At 64.8% G+C, this 17,031-nt stretch carries 15 protein-coding genes; 7 read left to right on the top strand and 8 right to left on the bottom strand.

The genetic code is table 11. The annotated features are described in order from the left end of the window. Positions 1 to 76: 76 nt before the first annotated feature. Positions 77 to 1,168, bottom strand: a complete 1,092-nt coding sequence (gene qhpR, locus K8U54_RS16515) for an AraC-like transcriptional regulator QhpR (RefSeq protein ID WP_249906829.1) — start codon at positions 1,166 to 1,168, stop codon at positions 77 to 79. 346 nt (positions 1,169 to 1,514) lie between these two features. On the opposite strand from qhpR, the gene exaC reads away from it, so the two are divergent. The 4 genes from exaC to eutC all read left to right on the top strand — a co-directional run bounded on the left by exaC (position 1,515) and on the right by eutC (position 6,820). Continuing rightward, entirely contained in the window at positions 1,515 to 3,035 is a 1,521-nt protein-coding gene (exaC, locus tag K8U54_RS16510; RefSeq protein WP_249906828.1) for an acetaldehyde dehydrogenase ExaC, read from the top strand. A 77-nt stretch (positions 3,036 to 3,112) separates the two neighbouring features. Beyond that, a complete protein-coding gene (gene eat, locus K8U54_RS16505; protein WP_249906827.1) occupies positions 3,113 to 4,558 on the top strand; it encodes an ethanolamine permease in 1,446 nt (481 codons plus the stop codon). Between the two features lie 48 nt (positions 4,559 to 4,606). Continuing rightward, positions 4,607 to 6,001, top strand: coding sequence for an ethanolamine ammonia-lyase subunit EutB (locus tag K8U54_RS16500; RefSeq protein WP_249906826.1), 1,395 nt, complete (start codon positions 4,607 to 4,609; stop codon positions 5,999 to 6,001). A 9-nt stretch (positions 6,002 to 6,010) separates the two neighbouring features. Continuing rightward, a complete protein-coding gene (gene eutC, locus K8U54_RS16495; RefSeq protein WP_249906825.1) occupies positions 6,011 to 6,820 on the top strand; it encodes an ethanolamine ammonia-lyase subunit EutC in 810 nt (269 codons plus the stop codon). Between the two features lie 187 nt (positions 6,821 to 7,007). Here the strand turns inward: eutC and K8U54_RS16490 are convergent, their stop codons facing one another. From K8U54_RS16490 to K8U54_RS16470, 5 genes are all read right to left on the bottom strand, one after another. Then, positions 7,008 to 7,943 carry a glutathione S-transferase family protein gene (locus K8U54_RS16490; protein WP_249906824.1) on the bottom strand — a complete coding sequence of 312 codons (936 nt, stop codon included), beginning with the start codon at positions 7,941 to 7,943 and terminating at the stop codon, positions 7,008 to 7,010. Positions 7,944 to 7,996: 53 nt separating this feature from the next. After that, positions 7,997 to 8,311 carry a GIY-YIG nuclease family protein gene (locus K8U54_RS16485; RefSeq protein WP_249906823.1) on the bottom strand — a complete coding sequence of 105 codons (315 nt, stop codon included), beginning with the start codon at positions 8,309 to 8,311 and terminating at the stop codon, positions 7,997 to 7,999. Positions 8,312 to 8,320: 9 nt separating this feature from the next. Next, complete coding sequence (gene pcsA / locus K8U54_RS16480; RefSeq protein WP_249906822.1) at positions 8,321 to 9,031, bottom strand: phosphatidylcholine synthase; 711 nt, start codon at positions 9,029 to 9,031, stop codon at positions 8,321 to 8,323. Positions 9,032 to 9,135: 104 nt separating this feature from the next. Next, the gene (locus K8U54_RS16475) at positions 9,136 to 9,642 is read right to left on the bottom strand and encodes a nuclear transport factor 2 family protein (protein ID WP_249906821.1); all 507 of its coding nucleotides are present in this window, start codon (positions 9,640 to 9,642) and stop codon (positions 9,136 to 9,138) included. A 67-nt stretch (positions 9,643 to 9,709) separates the two neighbouring features. Continuing rightward, positions 9,710 to 10,654, bottom strand: a complete 945-nt coding sequence (locus K8U54_RS16470) for a LysR family transcriptional regulator (protein ID WP_249906820.1) — start codon at positions 10,652 to 10,654, stop codon at positions 9,710 to 9,712. Positions 10,655 to 10,775: 121 nt separating this feature from the next. Here K8U54_RS16470 and K8U54_RS16465 point away from each other — a divergent pair, with 121 nt between their 5' ends. Genes K8U54_RS16465 through mmsB form a run of 3 tightly spaced genes read left to right on the top strand, consistent with a single transcriptional unit; the run spans position 10,776 to position 14,550 of the window. Then, a complete protein-coding gene (locus K8U54_RS16465; protein ID WP_249906819.1) occupies positions 10,776 to 12,128 on the top strand; it encodes an MFS transporter in 1,353 nt (450 codons plus the stop codon). A gap of 18 nt (positions 12,129 to 12,146) precedes the next feature. Next, a complete protein-coding gene (locus K8U54_RS16460) occupies positions 12,147 to 13,643 on the top strand; it encodes a CoA-acylating methylmalonate-semialdehyde dehydrogenase (protein WP_249906818.1) in 1,497 nt (498 codons plus the stop codon). A 10-nt stretch (positions 13,644 to 13,653) separates the two neighbouring features. Beyond that, positions 13,654 to 14,550, top strand: a complete 897-nt coding sequence (mmsB, locus tag K8U54_RS16455) for a 3-hydroxyisobutyrate dehydrogenase (protein WP_249906817.1) — start codon at positions 13,654 to 13,656, stop codon at positions 14,548 to 14,550. 609 nt (positions 14,551 to 15,159) lie between these two features. Here the strand turns inward: mmsB and K8U54_RS16450 are convergent. Then, the gene (locus tag K8U54_RS16450) at positions 15,160 to 15,921 is read right to left on the bottom strand and encodes an amino acid ABC transporter ATP-binding protein (RefSeq protein WP_013790176.1); all 762 of its coding nucleotides are present in this window, start codon (positions 15,919 to 15,921) and stop codon (positions 15,160 to 15,162) included. Positions 15,922 to 15,932: 11 nt separating this feature from the next. Then, complete coding sequence (locus tag K8U54_RS16445; RefSeq protein WP_249906816.1) at positions 15,933 to 17,030, bottom strand: amino acid ABC transporter permease; 1,098 nt, start codon at positions 17,028 to 17,030, stop codon at positions 15,933 to 15,935. Between the last annotated feature and the right edge of the window lies 1 nt (position 17,031).

Below are 17,031 nucleotides of genomic sequence, written 5' to 3'. Positions count from 1 at the left end.
GCCTTCTGGCTGATGGCAGCCAAAACCCAGCCAGCTATTTGCACAACGGCCACTGGAGGGCCGTGCAGCCAGTCACTCAGTGACGACGCCCGCCTACCCCATCACTCTCATGCCGCCATTGCCGGGGGCTGACGCCGAACCAGCGGCGGAAGGCGCGGGAAAAGGCGCTGACTTCCGAGTAGCCGAGCAGCGGCGCCAGGTTGGAGATGGGCAATTGGTGCTGGCGCAGGTAGTGGGTGGCGAGTTCGCAACGCACCTTGTCGACCATCGCGGAGAAGGTCAGCCCCTGGTCGCGCAGGCGGCGCTGCACTGACCAACTGCTCATGCCCAGTTGTTCGGCAACCAGTTCCAATACCGGCTCGCCCATCAGCAATTGCTGGCGAATCTGCTCGCGCACGTCATCGGCCAGGTCGCGCTCGCCGCGCCCGCTCAGGTTGCTGAGTTGGCTGAGCGAGTCCTGCATCACCAGCAGCAGGATGGGGTCGCCCTGGGGCATGGCGCGATCCAGGCCGCGTTTGGGGATGACCAGGGAATTGAACGGCTGCTCGAAGTAGACCGGCGCATCGAAGACTTTGCAGTGCTCGTGCCAGTGCTCCGGGTGTGGATGCTCGAAGTGCACCGCACGCGGCGCCCACTGTGGGCCGAGCACGTGGCGCACCAGATTGAGGGCCATGCCCAGGGTCAACTCGGCATCCTGGCGGCGGCAAAGAATCGCGCCGTGGCGCACCTGGTAGTCGAAGCGGTAGCACTCGCCTTCGTCCACCAGGCGGATCAGGCTGTTGCGCTGGTGCAGCGGAAAGGCGCGGGCGAAGTTGATCAGTGCCTGCTCGACGGTGGCCGAGCACAGGCCGATATAGCCGAGCAGCCCCAGCGCCTGGGGTTTGAACTGCTGACCGTAGTACAGGCCGAAGTTGTCGCAGCCGGACTGGCGCGACGCCTCCTCCAGCACCTGGCAGTAATTGGGCAAGGCCAGGCTCAACGTGGGATGGCGCAGGGATTCGGGGTCGATACCGGAAACCCCGAGGATACGATCCGGATCGCCGCCGTGCTTTTCGATAAAGCCGCACAAGCCGCTGGCCGCAGCGGCCAGGACTCCGGCATTGGTTGGCCCGCCGGCCATCAAGGACAAGCCGGCGGACAGGTCAGGCTGGACGAGAACCGAGCTCATGGCGCCTCCTTGGTGACAAGTCATGTCTGAAAGCAAGAAGTACGCCGGTTATTGCATGAGCCGCCAAGCCCCTGCCCTGTCGAGGTCTGCGCCATAGCGTTCTTGCGAACCTGGTTGCAAGAGCCCCGAAACGGGTCATTCGGAAACACTCGCACCGAAAAAGAGCAGTGACAGTTGACCTGGCACGACAGGTCTCGAGCCGCTCCGGAAATTTGACTTTGCAGAACAGCCAGCCTCGCCTAGCGTCAAGTCGGCCACATGAATTCGTCTCATAGTTCAACGCGAGCCCCGGTCGTGCTCGCGGCCCGCCCTGAAAACTACAAGAACTCGCAATGGGAGAATGTCAATGATCTATGCCAAACCCGGTACCGCAGGCGCCGTCGTCACCCTGAAATCGCGCTACGGCAACTACATCGGCGGCGAGTTCGTCGCGCCGGTGGGCGGTCAGTACTTCACCAACACCAGCCCGGTGGATGCCTCGGCCATCGGTGAATTCCCTCGCTCCGACGCCAAGGACATCGACAAGGCCCTGGACGCCGCCCATGCCGCTGCCGAGGCCTGGGGCAAGACGTCGGTGCAGGAGCGCGCGCTGATCCTCTTGAAGATCGCCGACCGCATCGAGGCCAACCTCGAGCTGCTGGCCGTGGCCGAGACCTGGGACAACGGCAAGGCGGTGCGCGAGACCCTGAATGCCGACGTGCCCCTGGCTGCCGACCACTTCCGCTACTTCGCCGGCTGCATCCGCGCCCAGGAAGGCACCTCGGCGGAAATCAACGAGCACACCGCCTCCTATCACTTCCACGAGCCCCTGGGCGTGGTCGGGCAGATCATCCCCTGGAACTTCCCGCTGCTGATGGCCGCCTGGAAGCTGGCGCCGGCCCTGGCGGCGGGCAACTGCGTGGTGTTGAAACCCGCCGAGCAAACGCCGCTGTCGATCACCCTGCTGGCCGAGATCATCGGCGACCTGCTGCCAGCGGGCGTGCTCAATATCGTCCAGGGCTATGGCCGCGAGGCCGGCGAGGCCCTGGCCACCAGCACCCGCATCGCCAAGATCGCCTTTACCGGCTCCACGCCGGTGGGCTCGCACATCATGAAATGCGCCGCCGCCAATATCATCCCCAGCACCGTGGAGCTGGGCGGCAAGAGCCCGAACATCTTCTTCGAAGACATCATGCAGGCCGAGCCGGCGTTTATCGAAAAGGTCGCCGAAGGCCTGGTGCTGGCCTTCTTCAACCAGGGCGAAGTGTGCACCTGCCCGTCCCGGGCGCTGGTGCAGGAGTCGATCTTCGAGCCGTTCATGAACGAGGTGATGAAGAAGATCAAGGCCATCAAGCGCGGCAACCCGCTGGACACCGACACCATGGTCGGCGCCCAGGCCTCGCAGCAGCAGTACGACAAGATCCTCGGCTACCTGGAGATCGCCCAGCAGGAAGGCGCCGAGCTGCTGGCCGGCGGCGCTACCGAGAAGCTCGAGGGTGATCTGGCAGGCGGTTATTACATCCAACCGACCCTGCTCAAGGGCACCAACACCATGCGTGTGTTCCAGGAGGAAATCTTCGGGCCGGTGGTCGGCGTGACCACCTTCAAGGACGAAGCCGAAGCCCTGGCGATCGCCAACGATACCGAGTTCGGCCTGGGCGCCGGCGTGTGGACGCGCGACATCAACCGCGCCTACCGCATGGGCCGCGGCATCAAGGCCGGCCGCGTGTGGACCAACTGCTACCACCTGTACCCGGCGCACGCTGCCTTTGGCGGCTACAAGAAGTCCGGGGTCGGGCGCGAAACCCACAAGATGATGCTCGACCACTATCAGCAGACCAAGAACCTGCTGATCAGCTACGACATCAATCCGCTGGGCTTCTTCTGAACTGCCGATTTGCCCTAGATAGCCAACCCTTAAAGCGGCGCCCGCCACCCCGGTGGCGGGCATGAAGGAGTCCCAACATGTCCAAAGAGACAATCGCCACACCCTCGCAAGGCGGTGTGGAAACCGAAGCGGTCAGCGCCGACTACTTTGCCAATCGGCAACTGAAACAAGGCGCCGCCGGCTGGATCCTGTTGATCGGCCTGGGCGTGGCCTACGTGATTTCCGGCGACTATGCCGGCTGGAACTTCGGCCTGGCCCAAGGCGGCTGGGGCGGCATGTTCATCGCCACGCTGCTGATGGCGACCATGTACCTGTGCATGTGCTTCTCCCTGGCCGAACTGTCGTCGATGATTCCTACCGCCGGCGGCGGTTATGGCTTCACCCGCACCGCCTTCGGCCCCTGGGGCGGCTTCCTCACCGGCACGGCGATCCTGATCGAATACGCCATCGCGCCGGCGGCCATCGCCTGCTTTATCGGTGCCTACTGCGAATCGTTGTTCGGCGTCGGCGGCTGGATCATCTACCTGGTGTTCTACGTGGTGTTTATCGGCATCCATATCCTCGGTGCCGGGGAGGCGCTGAAGTTGATGTTCGCCATCACCGCCGTCGCCGCCATCGCCCTGGGCGTGTACATCGTCGCCATGGCGCCGCACTTTCAGGTCGCCAACCTGTTCGACATTCCCGCCACCGACGCCAACGGCGCCAGCAGCTTCCTGCCGTTCGGCTACCTGGGCATCTGGGCCGCCCTGCCCTACGGCATCTGGTTCTTCCTGGCAGTGGAAGGCGTGCCGCTGGCCGCCGAGGAAACCAAGGATCCCAAGCGCGACCTGCCCCGCGGCCTGATCGGCGCCGTGCTGGTGCTGCTGGTATTTGCCGGGCTGATTCTGCTGGTCGGCCCAGGCGCCGCCGGTGCCCAGTCCCTGGTGGCTTCGGGCAACCCGCTGGTCGAATCGCTGGTCAAGGTCTACGGCGGTTCCACCTGGATGAGCCAGTTCGTCAACCTGGTTGGCCTGGCCGGTCTGATCGCCAGTTTCTTCTCGATCATCTACGCCTACTCGCGGCAGATCTTCGCCCTGTCGCGCGCCGGCTACCTGCCGCGCAGCCTGTCGCTGACCAACCGCAACAAAGCGCCGGTGATGGCGCTGATCGTACCCGGCGTCATCGGCTTCGGCCTGTCGCTGACCGGCCAGGGCGACCTGCTGATTCTGGTCGCGGTATTCGGCGCCACGCTGTCTTACGTACTGATGATGGCCGCGCACATCACCCTGCGCAGCCGTCGCCCCGACATGCCACGCCCCTATCGCACCCCTGGTGGCGTGCTGACCTCCTCGGTGGCGCTGGTGCTGGCTGCCGTGGCGCTGGTGGCCTGCTTCCTGGTCGACCTGCGCGTCGTGATCGGCGCTGCCATCATCTACGCTCTGTTCATTGCCTACTTCGCCTTGTACAGCCGCCACCACCTGGTGTCCGGCACACCGGAGGAAGAGTTCGCGGCGATTCAGGCTGCCGAGCAGTCACTGCGTTAACCCCTTGCAGCGGCCGCTGAAAAGCGGCCGCGACAGGAGACATGATTCATGGCTGGATTCACTCACACCATCGGCAACATGACCTGGCGCTTCGACAGCCTGCGCGAACTGATGGCCAAGGCCAGCCCGGCGCGCTCCGGCGACTACCTGGCCGAAGTGGCTGCGCAGAGCGATGCCGAACGTGCTGCGGCGCAGATGGCCCTGGCCGATGTGCCGCTCAAGCATTTCCTGCAGGAGGCGGTCATCCCCTATGAGCAGGACGAAGTCACCCGGCTGATCGTCGACACCCACGATGCCGAGGCCTTCGCGCCGGTCAGCCACCTGACCGTGGGCGGCCTGCGCGACTGGCTGCTCGGCGATGCCGCCGACGAAACCAGCCTGACCGCCCTGGCACCGGGGCTGACCCCGGAAATGGCCGCGGCGGTCTCGAAGATCATGCGCGTGCAGGATCTGGTGCTGGTCGCGCAAAAGACCCGTGTAGTAACCAAGTTTCGCAACACCATGGGCCTGCGCGGGCGGATGTCCACGCGCCTGCAGCCCAACCACCCGACCGACGATCCGGCGGGCATCGCCGCCAGCATCCTCGACGGTCTGCTCTACGGAAACGGCGATGCGATGATCGGCATCAACCCGGCCACCGACAGCGCCAGCTCGATCCGCGCCCTGGTGGACATGCTCGACGCGATCATCCAGCGCTACGAGATCCCCACCCAGTCCTGCGTGCTGACCCATGTCACCAGCTCCATCGCCGCCATCGAGCGCGGTGCGCCGCTGGACCTGGTGTTCCAGTCCATCGCCGGCACCGAGGCGGCCAACGCCAGCTTCGGCGTGACCCTCAAGGTGCTGCAGGAAGGCTACGAAGCCGGCCTGAGCCTCAAGCGCGGCACCCTGGGCAACAACCTGATGTACTTCGAGACCGGCCAGGGCAGCGCGCTGTCGGCCAACGCCAACCACGACGTCGACCAGCAGACCTGCGAAACCCGCGCCTATGCGGTGGCCCGGCACTTCAAGCCGTTTCTGGTCAACACCGTGGTCGGATTCATCGGCCCGGAATACCTGTACAACGGCAAGCAGATCATCCGCGCCGGCCTGGAGGATCACTTCTGCGGCAAGCTGCTCGGCGTGCCCATGGGCTGCGACATCTGTTACACCAACCACGCCGAAGCCGACCAGGACGACATGGACACCCTGCTGACCCTGCTCGGCACCGCCGGCATCAACTTCATCATGGGCATTCCCGGCTCCGACGACGTGATGCTCAACTACCAGACCACCTCGTTTCACGATGCCCTGTACGCCCGCAAGGTGCTCGGCCTGCACGCGGCGCCGGAGTTCGAAGCCTGGCTGGCGCGCATGGGCATCTTCCAGCAACAGGGCGGCCGCCTGCATATGGGTAACGAGCTGCCGCCGGCATTTCGCCAGGCCCTGGCGCAACTGGCTTGAGAGGTCGCCATGTCCGATAAATCCCCCGCTACGCCCAACCCCTGGCAGCAGCTGCGCCAGCTGACCCCGGCGCGTATCGCCCTGGGCCGCGCCGGCACCAGCTTGCCGACCGCCGCGCAGCTGGATTTCCAGTTCGCCCACGCCCAGGCCCGGGATGCCGTGCACCTGCCCTTCGACCATGAAGGCCTGTGCGAAGAACTGCAGGGCCGCGGCCTGGATACCCTGCTGCTGCACAGCGCCGCGGCGGACCGGCACACCTACCTGCAGCGCCCGGACCTTGGACGGCGCCTGGACGGAGCATCCGCCAATGCCCTGGACGACTATGCCAAGGAAAACGGCCGCGGCTACGACCTGGCCATCGTCATCGCCGATGGCCTGTCTTCCCTGGCCGTGCGCCGTCACAGCCTGCCATTTCTGGAAAAGCTGCTGGAGCAGACCACCGAGGATGGCTGGAAGCTGGCGCCCATCACCCTGGTCGAGCAGGGCCGGGTGGCGGTTGCCGATGAAGTGGGCGAACGGCTTGGCGCGAAAATGACGGTGATCCTGATCGGCGAACGCCCAGGGCTCAGCTCACCGGACAGCCTGGGCCTGTACTTCACCTACGCACCGCGGGTCGGCCTCAACGACGCCTACCGCAACTGCATCTCCAACGTGCGGTTGGAGGGCCTGAGCTACGGCATGGCCACCTTCCGGCTGATGTACCTGATGCGCGAGGCCTGCCGCCGCCAGCTGTCGGGCGTGGATCTGAAAGACGAGGCCGAAGTACCGACCCTGGAAGGTGAAGGGCCGGGGAATTTTTTGCTGCCGGATCAGCGATGAAGCAATAGGTCGTAGCCGTAGGATGGGTCGGGCCGCGTAGGTGAAACCCATCGGCGATTGATGGGTTTCACCCATCCTAAGCGGCCCGCCCCATCCTACGGCCTGTCCCCCAAACCTCTCGCGGCTAAAGCCGCTCCCACGCCTGGTACCTTTGTGGGAGCGGCTTTAGCCGCGATCTTTAACGAACTCAACGCGCCTCGATGCGGAAACCCAGACGCGGAAAGTGCACATGCACGACGCCGGCGCGCTCATCCTCACGGCGCAGGATCAGTTCCTCGGCGCCGGCGAAAAGCAGCTCACCCTCGACTGCCTCCACGCCATAGTCGATAGCCGAAATCGCCACCCGTTGACCGGCCTTGAAACCGTTCGGATCGCTGAACGCTTCTTCGGGCAGCGGCGCAGGCATGGCGGCGCGTGCGATCTCGACGGCCGCCTCGCTGCTCAGCTCCTCCGGCTTGCCATGCCCACGTGACAGTACACGGTCCAACCAGGCGACCACCGCCGGGTAGCCATCGACCAGCGGCGAAGTCACCGGGGTTGCACGCAGGAACCACAACGGATGGGCCATGGCGATATCGGCCAAGCTCTGCTCGCCGAACAGGAACTGGCCGCCGCTGGCCTCCAGCTGCGCCTGCAGCCGCGCCATGAACACGGGCCACTGGTGTTTGGCCTGCTCGGCCGGCATCCGGGTGGCCTGGCCGCCCGAGAACAGCTTGCTGCGGTCGGCGATAAAGGTCTGCAGGAACTCCGGCGGCGCCTTGGCGAACCGTACGGCGATGGACTCGGGCTGGAACACCAGGCTCACCGCATGCTGGAACACCACCGAGTCGGCCCATTGGGCAAAGGTGGCGATGGCGAATGCCTGGGCGCCGGGCAGCAATGCCGGCTGCGGCTGATGGGCCTCCAGGCGACGGGCAATCAGGGCGGTGTCGCAGTAGATGTCGGCACCGATCTGCAGCACCGGTGTCTTGCGGTAGCCACCGGTCAGGGCGGTGAGGTCCGGCTTGGGCATCACCGGCGGAATCTGCACCGAACGCCAGGCGAGGTTCTTGAAGCCCAGCAGCAGGCGGGCCTTCTCGGCGAAGGGCGAGGTGGGGTAATGATGCAGGATCAGCTCAGACATGGAAGCCTCCGGGTACGGATAAGGCTTGCAGCTTAACTCAGCTTGGCGATGCGCTAGGCAGAACCCAGCGGGGCTGATGGCTGTTCATCAAGCATATGCATCAGGCTGGCGGTGGCCACCAGGGCCTCCTTGGCACCTTTGCCGAGGCGTTTGATCGCCCGCTCGCGACGCAAGGCGTCGCCCTTGCCGCTACAGCTTTCGCTGTACACAAGGGCCACCGCCGGGCTGGAGAAGAAGAACCGGGCGCCTTTGCCGCTCTGGTGCTGGGCGAAGCGCCGCTGCGGATCGTCGCTGATGCCGCAGTAGAGCGCGCCGTTGGCGGCGCGCACGAGGTAGACGAACCAGGGTTTAGCCGCTGTGACGCTCATCGCTGACGATCAGGCGAACCACTCGCGGGCCGAACGCCACACGCACATGCCCACGAAATACGCCGAGGACAGACCCCAGAGCACCAGCAGCCACAGCGGCTGGGCGGGGAACTGCAGGATCAGCCCGGCGCAGGCGAACATCCACACCATGGTCACGGCGATGTTGATCGGCATGAACTGCTTGACCCGGAACGGGTGCAGGAACTTCATGCGGGTCAGGGTCAGGCCGGCCAGCACCATGATCACCGCGAAGGTGACCCAGGGCTCGAAGTCGAGCAGATAGAGGTACACCACCACCACGTTCCAGGCGGCGGGGAAGCCGACGAAGTAGTTGTCCTTGCTCTTCATGTTGACGTTGCAGAAGCAGAACAGCGACGACAGCAGGATCACGCCCACCGACAGCAGCAATGTGTATTCGGGCAGCGGGATGAAGCGATAGACGAAGATCGCCGGGATGAACACGTAGGTGAGGTAGTCGATCACCAGGTCGAGGGTAGAGCCGTCGAAATGCGGCAATACCACCTTCACGTCGTACTTGCGCGCCAGGGTGCCGTCCAGGCCATCGACCAGCAGCGCCAGCCCCAACCAGAGCAAGCAGCTTTCCGCCCGCCCTTCGATCAATGCAAGCAACGCCAACATGCCAAGGATGACTCCGCTCGCGGTGACCGCGTGCACGCTCCAGGCCTTGGCTTTACGGGGGGATAGGGACATAACACTCATGATCGAAATACTCTGGCGGACGGGCTTTCACACGATGAATGCAGCCTTTACATGCACTCGGCCATTCAGCGATGAAGTTCTGACCGGAGAGCGTACCACTCCGTTCAGCCGCGCGCTTCTCCGCCGTGCTGCCCGTCTGACGCACGGGCGGCCTGGAACTGCCGCAGACCGTTACGCGCCTGCTTGCGCACGGTGTTCTTGAGCAACGGCGTCCAGCCGATCAGCATGCCCTGGAAGCCCAGTGCCTGAGCGGCCCAGCGCCACATGTCGAAGTGGTCGCGATGCTCGACGATCAATCCACCGCGAATCACGAACGATGCGTCGATGCGATTGACCACGGTGCGCCCGGTCTGGGTGAACAGGTAGGTGGCCACCCATTTGGCACTGCCGCCGGTGGCATCGGCCTGCACGTCGGAAAAGGTCAGCGAGAATTTCTTGGCGCGGGAGGTCAGCATGCGCCACATGTCGCGGGCATCGTCACCGCTCAACTGGCCGAAGGCCGGGTCGCTGAAACGCACGTCCGGCGCGTAGCAACGCGCCATTTCCTCGGCGTCGAGGCGCTGGAACGCCTGGTAAAAACGGGTGATCAACTGGGCGTTTTCTGCAGACATGGCATGACCTCCGGGAAATGGCCCGAAGTATCGCCCGAGCCGTGCGTGACCGCCATGGGCAGATCAGTCACGCAAACGCCATTTCGGCGTTATCACCGAGCAGAAACGCGCGATTGCGCTCGGCGCAGGCGCGCAGGTAATCGGCCACCAGGGTGATGCGTTTGAGCTTGCGCAGATCCTCGCGGTAGTAGAGCCAGAACTGCCGCGTGACCTTCACCTCACTAGGCAGCACCTCGACCAGCCGGGCATCCGGGCCGGCCAGAAAGCACGGCAGGATCGCCAGCGCCCGCCCCTGCAAGGTGGCCAGGTACTGGGCCACCACGCTGGTGCTGCGCAGCGTGCTGCTGGCATTGGGCACGATGCCTTCCAGGTAGAGCAGCTCGGGGCTGAATGCCAGGTCATCGACGTAGGTGATGAACGAATGCCGGCCCAGATCCTCCACCTGGCGGATCGACGGGTGCCGGTCCAGGTACCCGGGTGTGGCATACAGCTTCAGGGCGTAGTCGCACAGCCGCGAGCAGACGTAGGGCCCGCGTTCCGGGCGTTCCAGGGTGATGGCGATATCCGCCTCACGGCGCGACAGGCTGATGAAGTGCGGCACCGGCAACAGGTCGATGGCGATATTCGGGTAGATAGCCTGGAAGCCGCCCAGCTGCGGCGCCACGAAGTAGCTGCCGAAGCCCTCGGTCGAGCCGATGCGCACGTGGCCCGAGAGCGCCAGGCTGGCGCCCGACACCTGCTCGCAGGCGGTCTGCAGGGTGCTTTCCAGGGCCTCGGCATAACCCAGCAGGTGCTGCCCCTCCGTAGTCAGCACGAAGCCGCTGGCCCGTGAGCGTTCGAACAACAGGGTGCCGAGCGCCTTCTCCAGCGCGCCGATACGCCGCGACACGGTGGTGTAGTCCACGCCCAGGCGCCTGGCGGCGCTGCTGGCGGTTCGGGTACGCGCCACTTCGAGAAAGAACTTGAGGTCGTCCCAGTTCATCTGGCCGGCCGACATCATGCTTTTTTGCATAACGAACCTGTCTTTTTAGGTGCTGGAACAGAAAGTTTGCATACCTATACTCCAGACACGCAGCGCCTACCAGCTGTCAGCAGTTCCAGTTTCCTACGACAAAAACAAAAGCAGGCAACTCATGAACGACTCCCACGCCCAAGGGCCGGCTGCCGGCCGCAAGCACTATCGCATCGCTGGCCTGGCCAGCATGGCGGGTACCACCATCGAGTGGTACGACTTCTTTCTCTACGGCACCGCCGCCGCCCTGGTCTTCAACAAACTGTTCTTCCCCACCCTCGACCCGATCACCGGCGTACTGGCGGCGTTCGCCACCTACGCGGTCGGTTTTATCGGCCGGCCCCTGGGCGGCATCCTGTTCGGCCACTTCGGTGACCGCATCGGCCGCAAGTCGATGCTGATGCTCACCCTGCTGATGATGGGCATCCCGACCATCGCCATCGGCCTGCTGCCCACCTACGAGCAGATCGGCTACTGGGCCGCGGCGCTGCTGGTGGTCATGCGTTTCCTGCAGGGCATGGCCGTGGGTGGCGAATGGGGCGGCGCGGTGTTGATGGCCGTCGAGCATGCGCCGGAAGGCAAGAAGGGCTTCTATGGCAGCCTGCCACAGACCGGCGTGGGCGCGGGCCTGGTGCTGTCCACCCTGGCCATGGGCGCGGTCGCCACGCTGCCCGAGGAGCAGATGCTCGCCTGGGGCTGGCGCCTGCCGTTCCTGGCCAGCGTGGTGCTGCTGGCGGTGGGCTGGCTGATTCGCGTCAAGGTCGCCGAGTCACCGGACTTCGAGAAGCTCAAGCAACAGAACCGCCGCGTCAGCCTGCCGCTGGTGGAGGTGGTGCGTAAACATCCGCGCGCCACCCTGACCATCATCGGCGCGCGCACCGCCGAGAACGCCTGGTTCTACATGGCGGTCACCTTCGCCCTCGCCTACGCCGCCAACCAGTTGCAGATTCCCCGGGCCGACGTGCTGCACGCCATCACCGCCGGCGCCGCGCTGTCGCTGGCGACCATGCCGTTCTGCGGCTGGCTGTCCGATCGCGTCGGCCAGAAGCGCCTGTACTTCACCGGCCTGCTGTTGCTCTGCGCCTTCGTCTACCCGTTCTTCGCCATGCTCGGCACCCGCGAGCCGCTGCTGGTGTGGTGGGCCATGGTGCTGGCGGTGGGCGTGGTGTTCCCGATCCTCTATGCGCCGGAATCTTTACTGTTCGCCCGCCAGTTTCCGGCCGAGATTCGCTACAGCGGCATCTCCCTGTCGGTACAGCTGGCCGGCGTGCTCGGTGGCGGCTTCGCACCGATGATCGCCACCAGCCTGCTGGCTGCCGCCGACGGCAGCCCGCGCTACGTGATCGCCTACCTGATCGGCATGGGCCTGGTCGCCCTGGGCTGTACCGCCCTGATGCGCAGCGACCCGCCCCGCCAGCCAATCGCCAGCCCCGCGCTGGATACCGCACACCCCGCGCCCCTGCGCGCCCGTTGATCGATAAAGGATCGAACCATGACCGCTACCGTCAAGCTGCTCATCAACGGCGAATTCGTCGAGTCACGCACCCAGCAATGGCGCGATGTCGTCAACCCGGCCACCCAGCAAGTGCTGGCCCGGGTGCCCTTCGCCACCGGCGAGGAAATCGACGCCGCCGTGGCCAGCGCCAGCCAGGCGTTCAAGACCTGGCGCAAGACGCCGATCGGCGTACGCGCGCGGATCTTTCTCAAGTACCAGCAACTGATCCGCGAAAACATGAAGGCACTGGCGGCCATTCTCACCGCCGAACAGGGCAAGACCCTCGCCGACGCCGAGGGCGACGTGTTTCGTGGCCTGGAGGTGGTGGAACACGCCGCCGGCATCGGCAACCTGCAACTGGGTGAGCTGGCCAACAATGTGGCTGGGGGGGTGGATACCTACACCCTGCTGCAACCGCTGGGCGTGTGCGCCGGCATCACACCGTTCAATTTCCCGGCGATGATTCCGCTGTGGATGTTCCCGATGGCCATCGCCACCGGCAACACCTTCGTACTCAAGCCCTCCGAGCAGGATCCGATGGTGACCATGCGCCTCTGTGAGCTGGCCCTGGAAGCCGGTGTGCCACCCGGCGTGCTCAATGTGGTGCATGGCGGTGAGGACGCGGTGAATGCGATCTGCGATCACCCGGACATCAAGGCGGTGTCCTTCGTCGGTTCGACCCGTGTCGGCACCCACGTCTACAACCGCGCCAGCCAGGCCGGTAAACGCGTGCAGTGCATGATGGGCGCCAAGAACCACGCCATCGTGCTGGCCGATGCCCACAAGGAACAGACCCTCAACAACCTGGCCGGCGCGGCGTTCGGTGCCGCCGGGCAGCGCTGCATGGCCCTGTCGGTGGTGATTCTGGTCGGTGAGGCCCAGGGCTGGCTGCCGGAGCTGGTCGCCAAGGCCGAAACGCTCAAGGTCAGCGCTGGCGTGGAAAGCGGCACCGATGTCGGGCCGCTGATTTCCCGCGCGGCGCTGGACCGGGTCAGCAGCCTGATCGAGCGCGGCGCCAGCGAAGGCGCACGCCTGGTGCTCGACGGCCGCAACCCGGGGGTAGCCGGCTTTGAACAGGGCAACTTCGTCGGCCCGACCGTCTTCGACGCGGTGACCCCACAGATGAGCATCTACCGCGAGGAAATCTTCGGCCCGGTGCTGTGCGTGATGCACGCCACGACCCTGGATGAAGCCATCGCGCTGATCAACGCCAACCCCAATGGCAACGGCACGGCGATCTTCACCCGCTCCGGCGCCGCCGCCCGGCATTTCCAGGAGGAAATCGACGTTGGCCAGGTGGGCATCAACGTGCCGATTCCGGTGCCGGTGCCGATGTTCTCGTTCACCGGCTCGCGGGCTTCCAAGCTCGGCGACCTGGGCCCGTACGGCAAGCAGGTGGTGCAGTTCTACACCCAGACCAAGACCGTGACCCAGCGCTGGTTCGACGAGAGCGACGTCGGCGGCGCGGTGAACACCACCATCACCCTGAAGTGAGGCGACGACCATGAATATCGGATTCATCGGCCTGGGCAACATGGGCGAGCCCATGGCCCACAACCTGCTCGAGGCAGGTCATTCGCTGCGCGTCTTCGACCTGTCTACCGGCGCCGTCGCGGCCCTGGTGGACGCCGGCGCCAAGGGTGCCGACAGCGCCTGCGGCGTGCTGCAGGATGCCGAGATCGTCATCACCATGCTGCCGGCCTCGGCCCATGTGAAGGCGGTGTATCTCGGCGAAGACGGCCTGTTGGCCAAGGTGGCACCCAGCGTGCTGCTGATCGACTCCTCGACCATCGACCCGTTGTCTGCCCGGGAAGTCGCTAAGGCGGCGGCTGCCCACGGTAACCCGATGCTCGATGCACCGGTGTCTGGCGGCACGGGTGGCGCGGCTGCCGGAACCCTGACCTTTATGGTCGGCGGCGCCGAAGCGGACTTCGCCAAGGCCCAGCCGATCCTGGCAGCCATGGGCCGCAATATCGTGCATTGCGGCGGCAGCGGTAACGGTCAGGTGGCGAAAGTGGCCAACAACATGCTGCTCGGCATCTCCATGATCGGCGTCGCCGAGGCCATGGCGCTGGGCGTGTCACTGGGCATCGACGCCAAGGTGCTGGCGAACATCATCAACACCTCCAGCGGGCGCTGCTGGAGCTCGGACACCAACAACCCCTACCCCGGCGTGCTCGACAACGTGCCGGCCTCGCGGGGCTACAGCGGCGGCTTCGGCACCGACCTGATGCTCAAGGACCTGGGCCTGGCCACCGAGGCAGCGCGGCAGATCAAGCAACCGGTGATACTCGGCGCCCTCGCTCAGCAGCTCTATCAGCGCTTCAGCTGCGACGGGCACGGTGGCCTGGATTTCTCGGCGATCATCAATAGCTACCTGAAGCCCCAGGACAAGTCCTGATGCTCGGCAATGCGCGCAGAGGACTGAGCGTATTACCGCCCAAAAGGTCCTAGTATAGGGTTACATCGTTTCAGACTGGGCGTACTCGCCGAAGGCAGTACGCCATGGCAGGCCAGCGACATGCTTGTGCCGGTGAGTCGCCTCCCGGCGGAGAATTGTTCGCTTGGGCTGCGATCGCACAGGCGACGCCCAAGTCCCCTTCAGGAGGCCGAGTGGAATCGCTGTGTAAGGGGTTGAGCGGCATGGATGCCGCGAGAGCTGCGATGGGCCAGGGATGGCCCTTCGCAGCGTGCCCCTGGAACAGTGATGGAGCGAGGGAACCCCGGCGCAGCCGGGGCCGGATGGTGGGGTGCCCTTCTCTTTGGTTACTTTCTCTTGGGCAAGCAAGAGAAAGTGACTCGCCCGTAAGGGGCGAAACCCAACAGGCCAGGCGGCGGGTTAATGGAGAGTGCCAAATCATCGACAGCGAACACTTATTTGCCAGTCTGGTGTTAACCCGCCCGCTGCCCAAACAATGTCAAGAACCAAAAAAAACGCCGGGCATGAGCCCCGGCGTTTTTTCATTTCGCTCATTACGCAGACCGATGCCTGCGCCCTGCCCGCCCGTTCTCAGTGCAGAATCTGCCCCAGGAACAGCTTGGTACGCTCGTTCTGCGGGTTGTCGAAGAAGGCGTTCGGCTCGGCCTGTTCGACGATCTCGCCCTTGTCCATGAAGATCACGCGGTCGGCCACAGTGCGGGCGAAGCCCATCTCGTGGGTCACGCAGAGCATGGTCATGCCGTCCTGCGCCAGGCCGATCATGGTGTCCAGTACTTCCTTGACCATTTCCGGGTCGAGAGCCGAGGTCGGCTCGTCGAACAGCATGATCTTGGGCTTCATGCACAGGGCGCGGGCGATGGCCACACGCTGCTGCTGACCACCGGACAGCTGCCCCGGGTACTTGTGCGCCTGCTCCGGGATGCGTACGCGCTCCAGGTAGTGCATGGCGATTTCCTCGGCCTTGCGCTTGGGCATCTTGCGTACCCACATCGGCGCCAGGATGCAGTTCTGCAGCACGGTCAGGTGCGGGAACAGGTTGAAGTGCTGGAACACCATGCCCACTTCGCGGCGCACGGTTTCGATGTCCTTGAGGTCGCGGGTCAGCTCGGTGCCATCGACCACGATGCGACCGGCCTGGTGTTCTTCCAGGCGGTTGATGCAGCGGATGGTGGTCGACTTGCCCGAACCCGACGGGCCGCACAGCACGATGCGCTCGCCCTGACGCACGTCCAGGTTGATGTCCTTGAGAACGTGGAACTGGCCGTACCACTTGTTCACGCCCTGCAACTGAATGATCGGCTCGGCGCTGGGTTGCTTGTTTGCTTCGCTCATCTACGTAACTCCTAACGCTTGTGGCCAGTGTCCAGCTTTCTCTCCAGATGGAGGGAATAGCGGGACATACCGAAACAGAAAATCCAGAAAATCAGGGCGGCGAACACATAGCCCTCGGTCGCCATGCCCAGCCACGCCGGGTCGGCAGCCGCCTGCTTGACGCTGTTGAGCAGGTCGAACAGGCCGATGATGATCACCAGGCTGGTGTCCTTGAACAGGGCGATGAAGGTGTTGACGATGCCCGGGATCACCAGCTTGAGCGCTTGCGGCAGGATCACCAGACCCATCATCCGCCAGTAGCCCAGGCCCATGGCGCCGGCTGCCTCGTATTGCCCCTTGGGAATCGCCTGCAGGCCACCGCGTACCACTTCGGCGATGTAGGCCGACTGGAACAGGATCACGCCGATCAGTGCGCGCATCAGCTTGTCGAAGCTCATGCCTTCGGGCAGGAACAGCGGCAGCATCACCGAGGACATGAACAGCACGGTGATCAGCGGCACACCCCGCCAGAACTCGATGAAGGTCACGCAGACCACCTTCACCGCCGGCAGGTTGGAGCGACGCCCCAGCGCCAGCAGGATGCCCAGCGGCAGTGCACCGGCGATACCGACGGCGGCGATCACCAGGGTCAGCATCAGACCGCCCCAACGGCTGGTCGCCACGGTGTCCAGGCCGAACACGCCACCGTGCAGCAGGCACCAGGCGACGACCGGATAGATCACCAGGAAGGCGATGCCGTAAACGGCCTTGCGCGGGAACCTGGAGATGAACAGCGGTGCGGCGCCAACGATCGCCAGTACCGCGGTCAGGTCCACGCGCCAGCGCAGTTCGCTGGGGTAGAAGCCGTACATGAACTGGCTGAAACGCGCCTGGATGAACACCCAGCAGGCGCCCTCCTTGGTGCAATCAGCGCGGGTGGTGCCCACCCAGTTGGCGTCGATGACCGCCCACTTGAGCAGCGGCGGCACCATCAGCCAGATGAGGTAGATGGCGAACACGGTCAGCAGCGTATTGAGCCAGCTGGAGAACAGGTTGCTGCGCATCCAGGCGAGCGCGCCAACGCTGGCGCTCGGTGGCGGCAGATCCGGTTTGAAAGTATGAGTGCTCATT

This window comes from Pseudomonas fulva (genome assembly GCF_023517795.1).
In the GTDB taxonomy this organism is placed as follows: domain Bacteria; phylum Pseudomonadota; class Gammaproteobacteria; order Pseudomonadales; family Pseudomonadaceae; genus Aquipseudomonas; species Aquipseudomonas fulva_D.
Note: the sequence above shows the minus strand (reverse complement) of the source record. Positions and strands in the feature narration are given on the sequence as shown.

Excerpts from the sequence above, each read along its gene's own strand:
- K8U54_RS16490 (WP_249906824.1), bottom strand. The coding sequence starts at position 7,943 with ATGTCTGAGCTGATCCTGCATCATTACCCCACCTCGCCCTTCGCCGAG.
- exaC (WP_249906828.1), top strand. The coding sequence starts at position 1,515 with ATGATCTATGCCAAACCCGGTACCGCAGGCGCCGTCGTCACCCTGAAA.
- K8U54_RS16465 (WP_249906819.1), top strand. The coding sequence starts at position 10,776 with ATGAACGACTCCCACGCCCAAGGGCCGGCTGCCGGCCGCAAGCACTAT.
- K8U54_RS16445 (WP_249906816.1), bottom strand. The coding sequence starts at position 17,030 with ATGAGCACTCATACTTTCAAACCGGATCTGCCGCCACCGAGCGCCAGC.
- pcsA (WP_249906822.1), bottom strand. The coding sequence starts at position 9,031 with ATGAGTGTTATGTCCCTATCCCCCCGTAAAGCCAAGGCCTGGAGCGTG.
- K8U54_RS16450 (WP_013790176.1), bottom strand. The coding sequence starts at position 15,921 with ATGAGCGAAGCAAACAAGCAACCCAGCGCCGAGCCGATCATTCAGTTG.
- eutC (WP_249906825.1), top strand. The coding sequence starts at position 6,011 with ATGTCCGATAAATCCCCCGCTACGCCCAACCCCTGGCAGCAGCTGCGC.
- qhpR (WP_249906829.1), bottom strand. The coding sequence starts at position 1,168 with ATGAGCTCGGTTCTCGTCCAGCCTGACCTGTCCGCCGGCTTGTCCTTG.
- mmsB (WP_249906817.1), top strand. The coding sequence starts at position 13,654 with ATGAATATCGGATTCATCGGCCTGGGCAACATGGGCGAGCCCATGGCC.
- eat (WP_249906827.1), top strand. The coding sequence starts at position 3,113 with ATGTCCAAAGAGACAATCGCCACACCCTCGCAAGGCGGTGTGGAAACC.
- K8U54_RS16475 (WP_249906821.1), bottom strand. The coding sequence starts at position 9,642 with ATGTCTGCAGAAAACGCCCAGTTGATCACCCGTTTTTACCAGGCGTTC.
- K8U54_RS16485 (WP_249906823.1), bottom strand. The coding sequence starts at position 8,311 with ATGAGCGTCACAGCGGCTAAACCCTGGTTCGTCTACCTCGTGCGCGCC.
- K8U54_RS16470 (WP_249906820.1), bottom strand. The coding sequence starts at position 10,654 with ATGCAAAAAAGCATGATGTCGGCCGGCCAGATGAACTGGGACGACCTC.
- K8U54_RS16460 (WP_249906818.1), top strand. The coding sequence starts at position 12,147 with ATGACCGCTACCGTCAAGCTGCTCATCAACGGCGAATTCGTCGAGTCA.
- K8U54_RS16500 (WP_249906826.1), top strand. The coding sequence starts at position 4,607 with ATGGCTGGATTCACTCACACCATCGGCAACATGACCTGGCGCTTCGAC.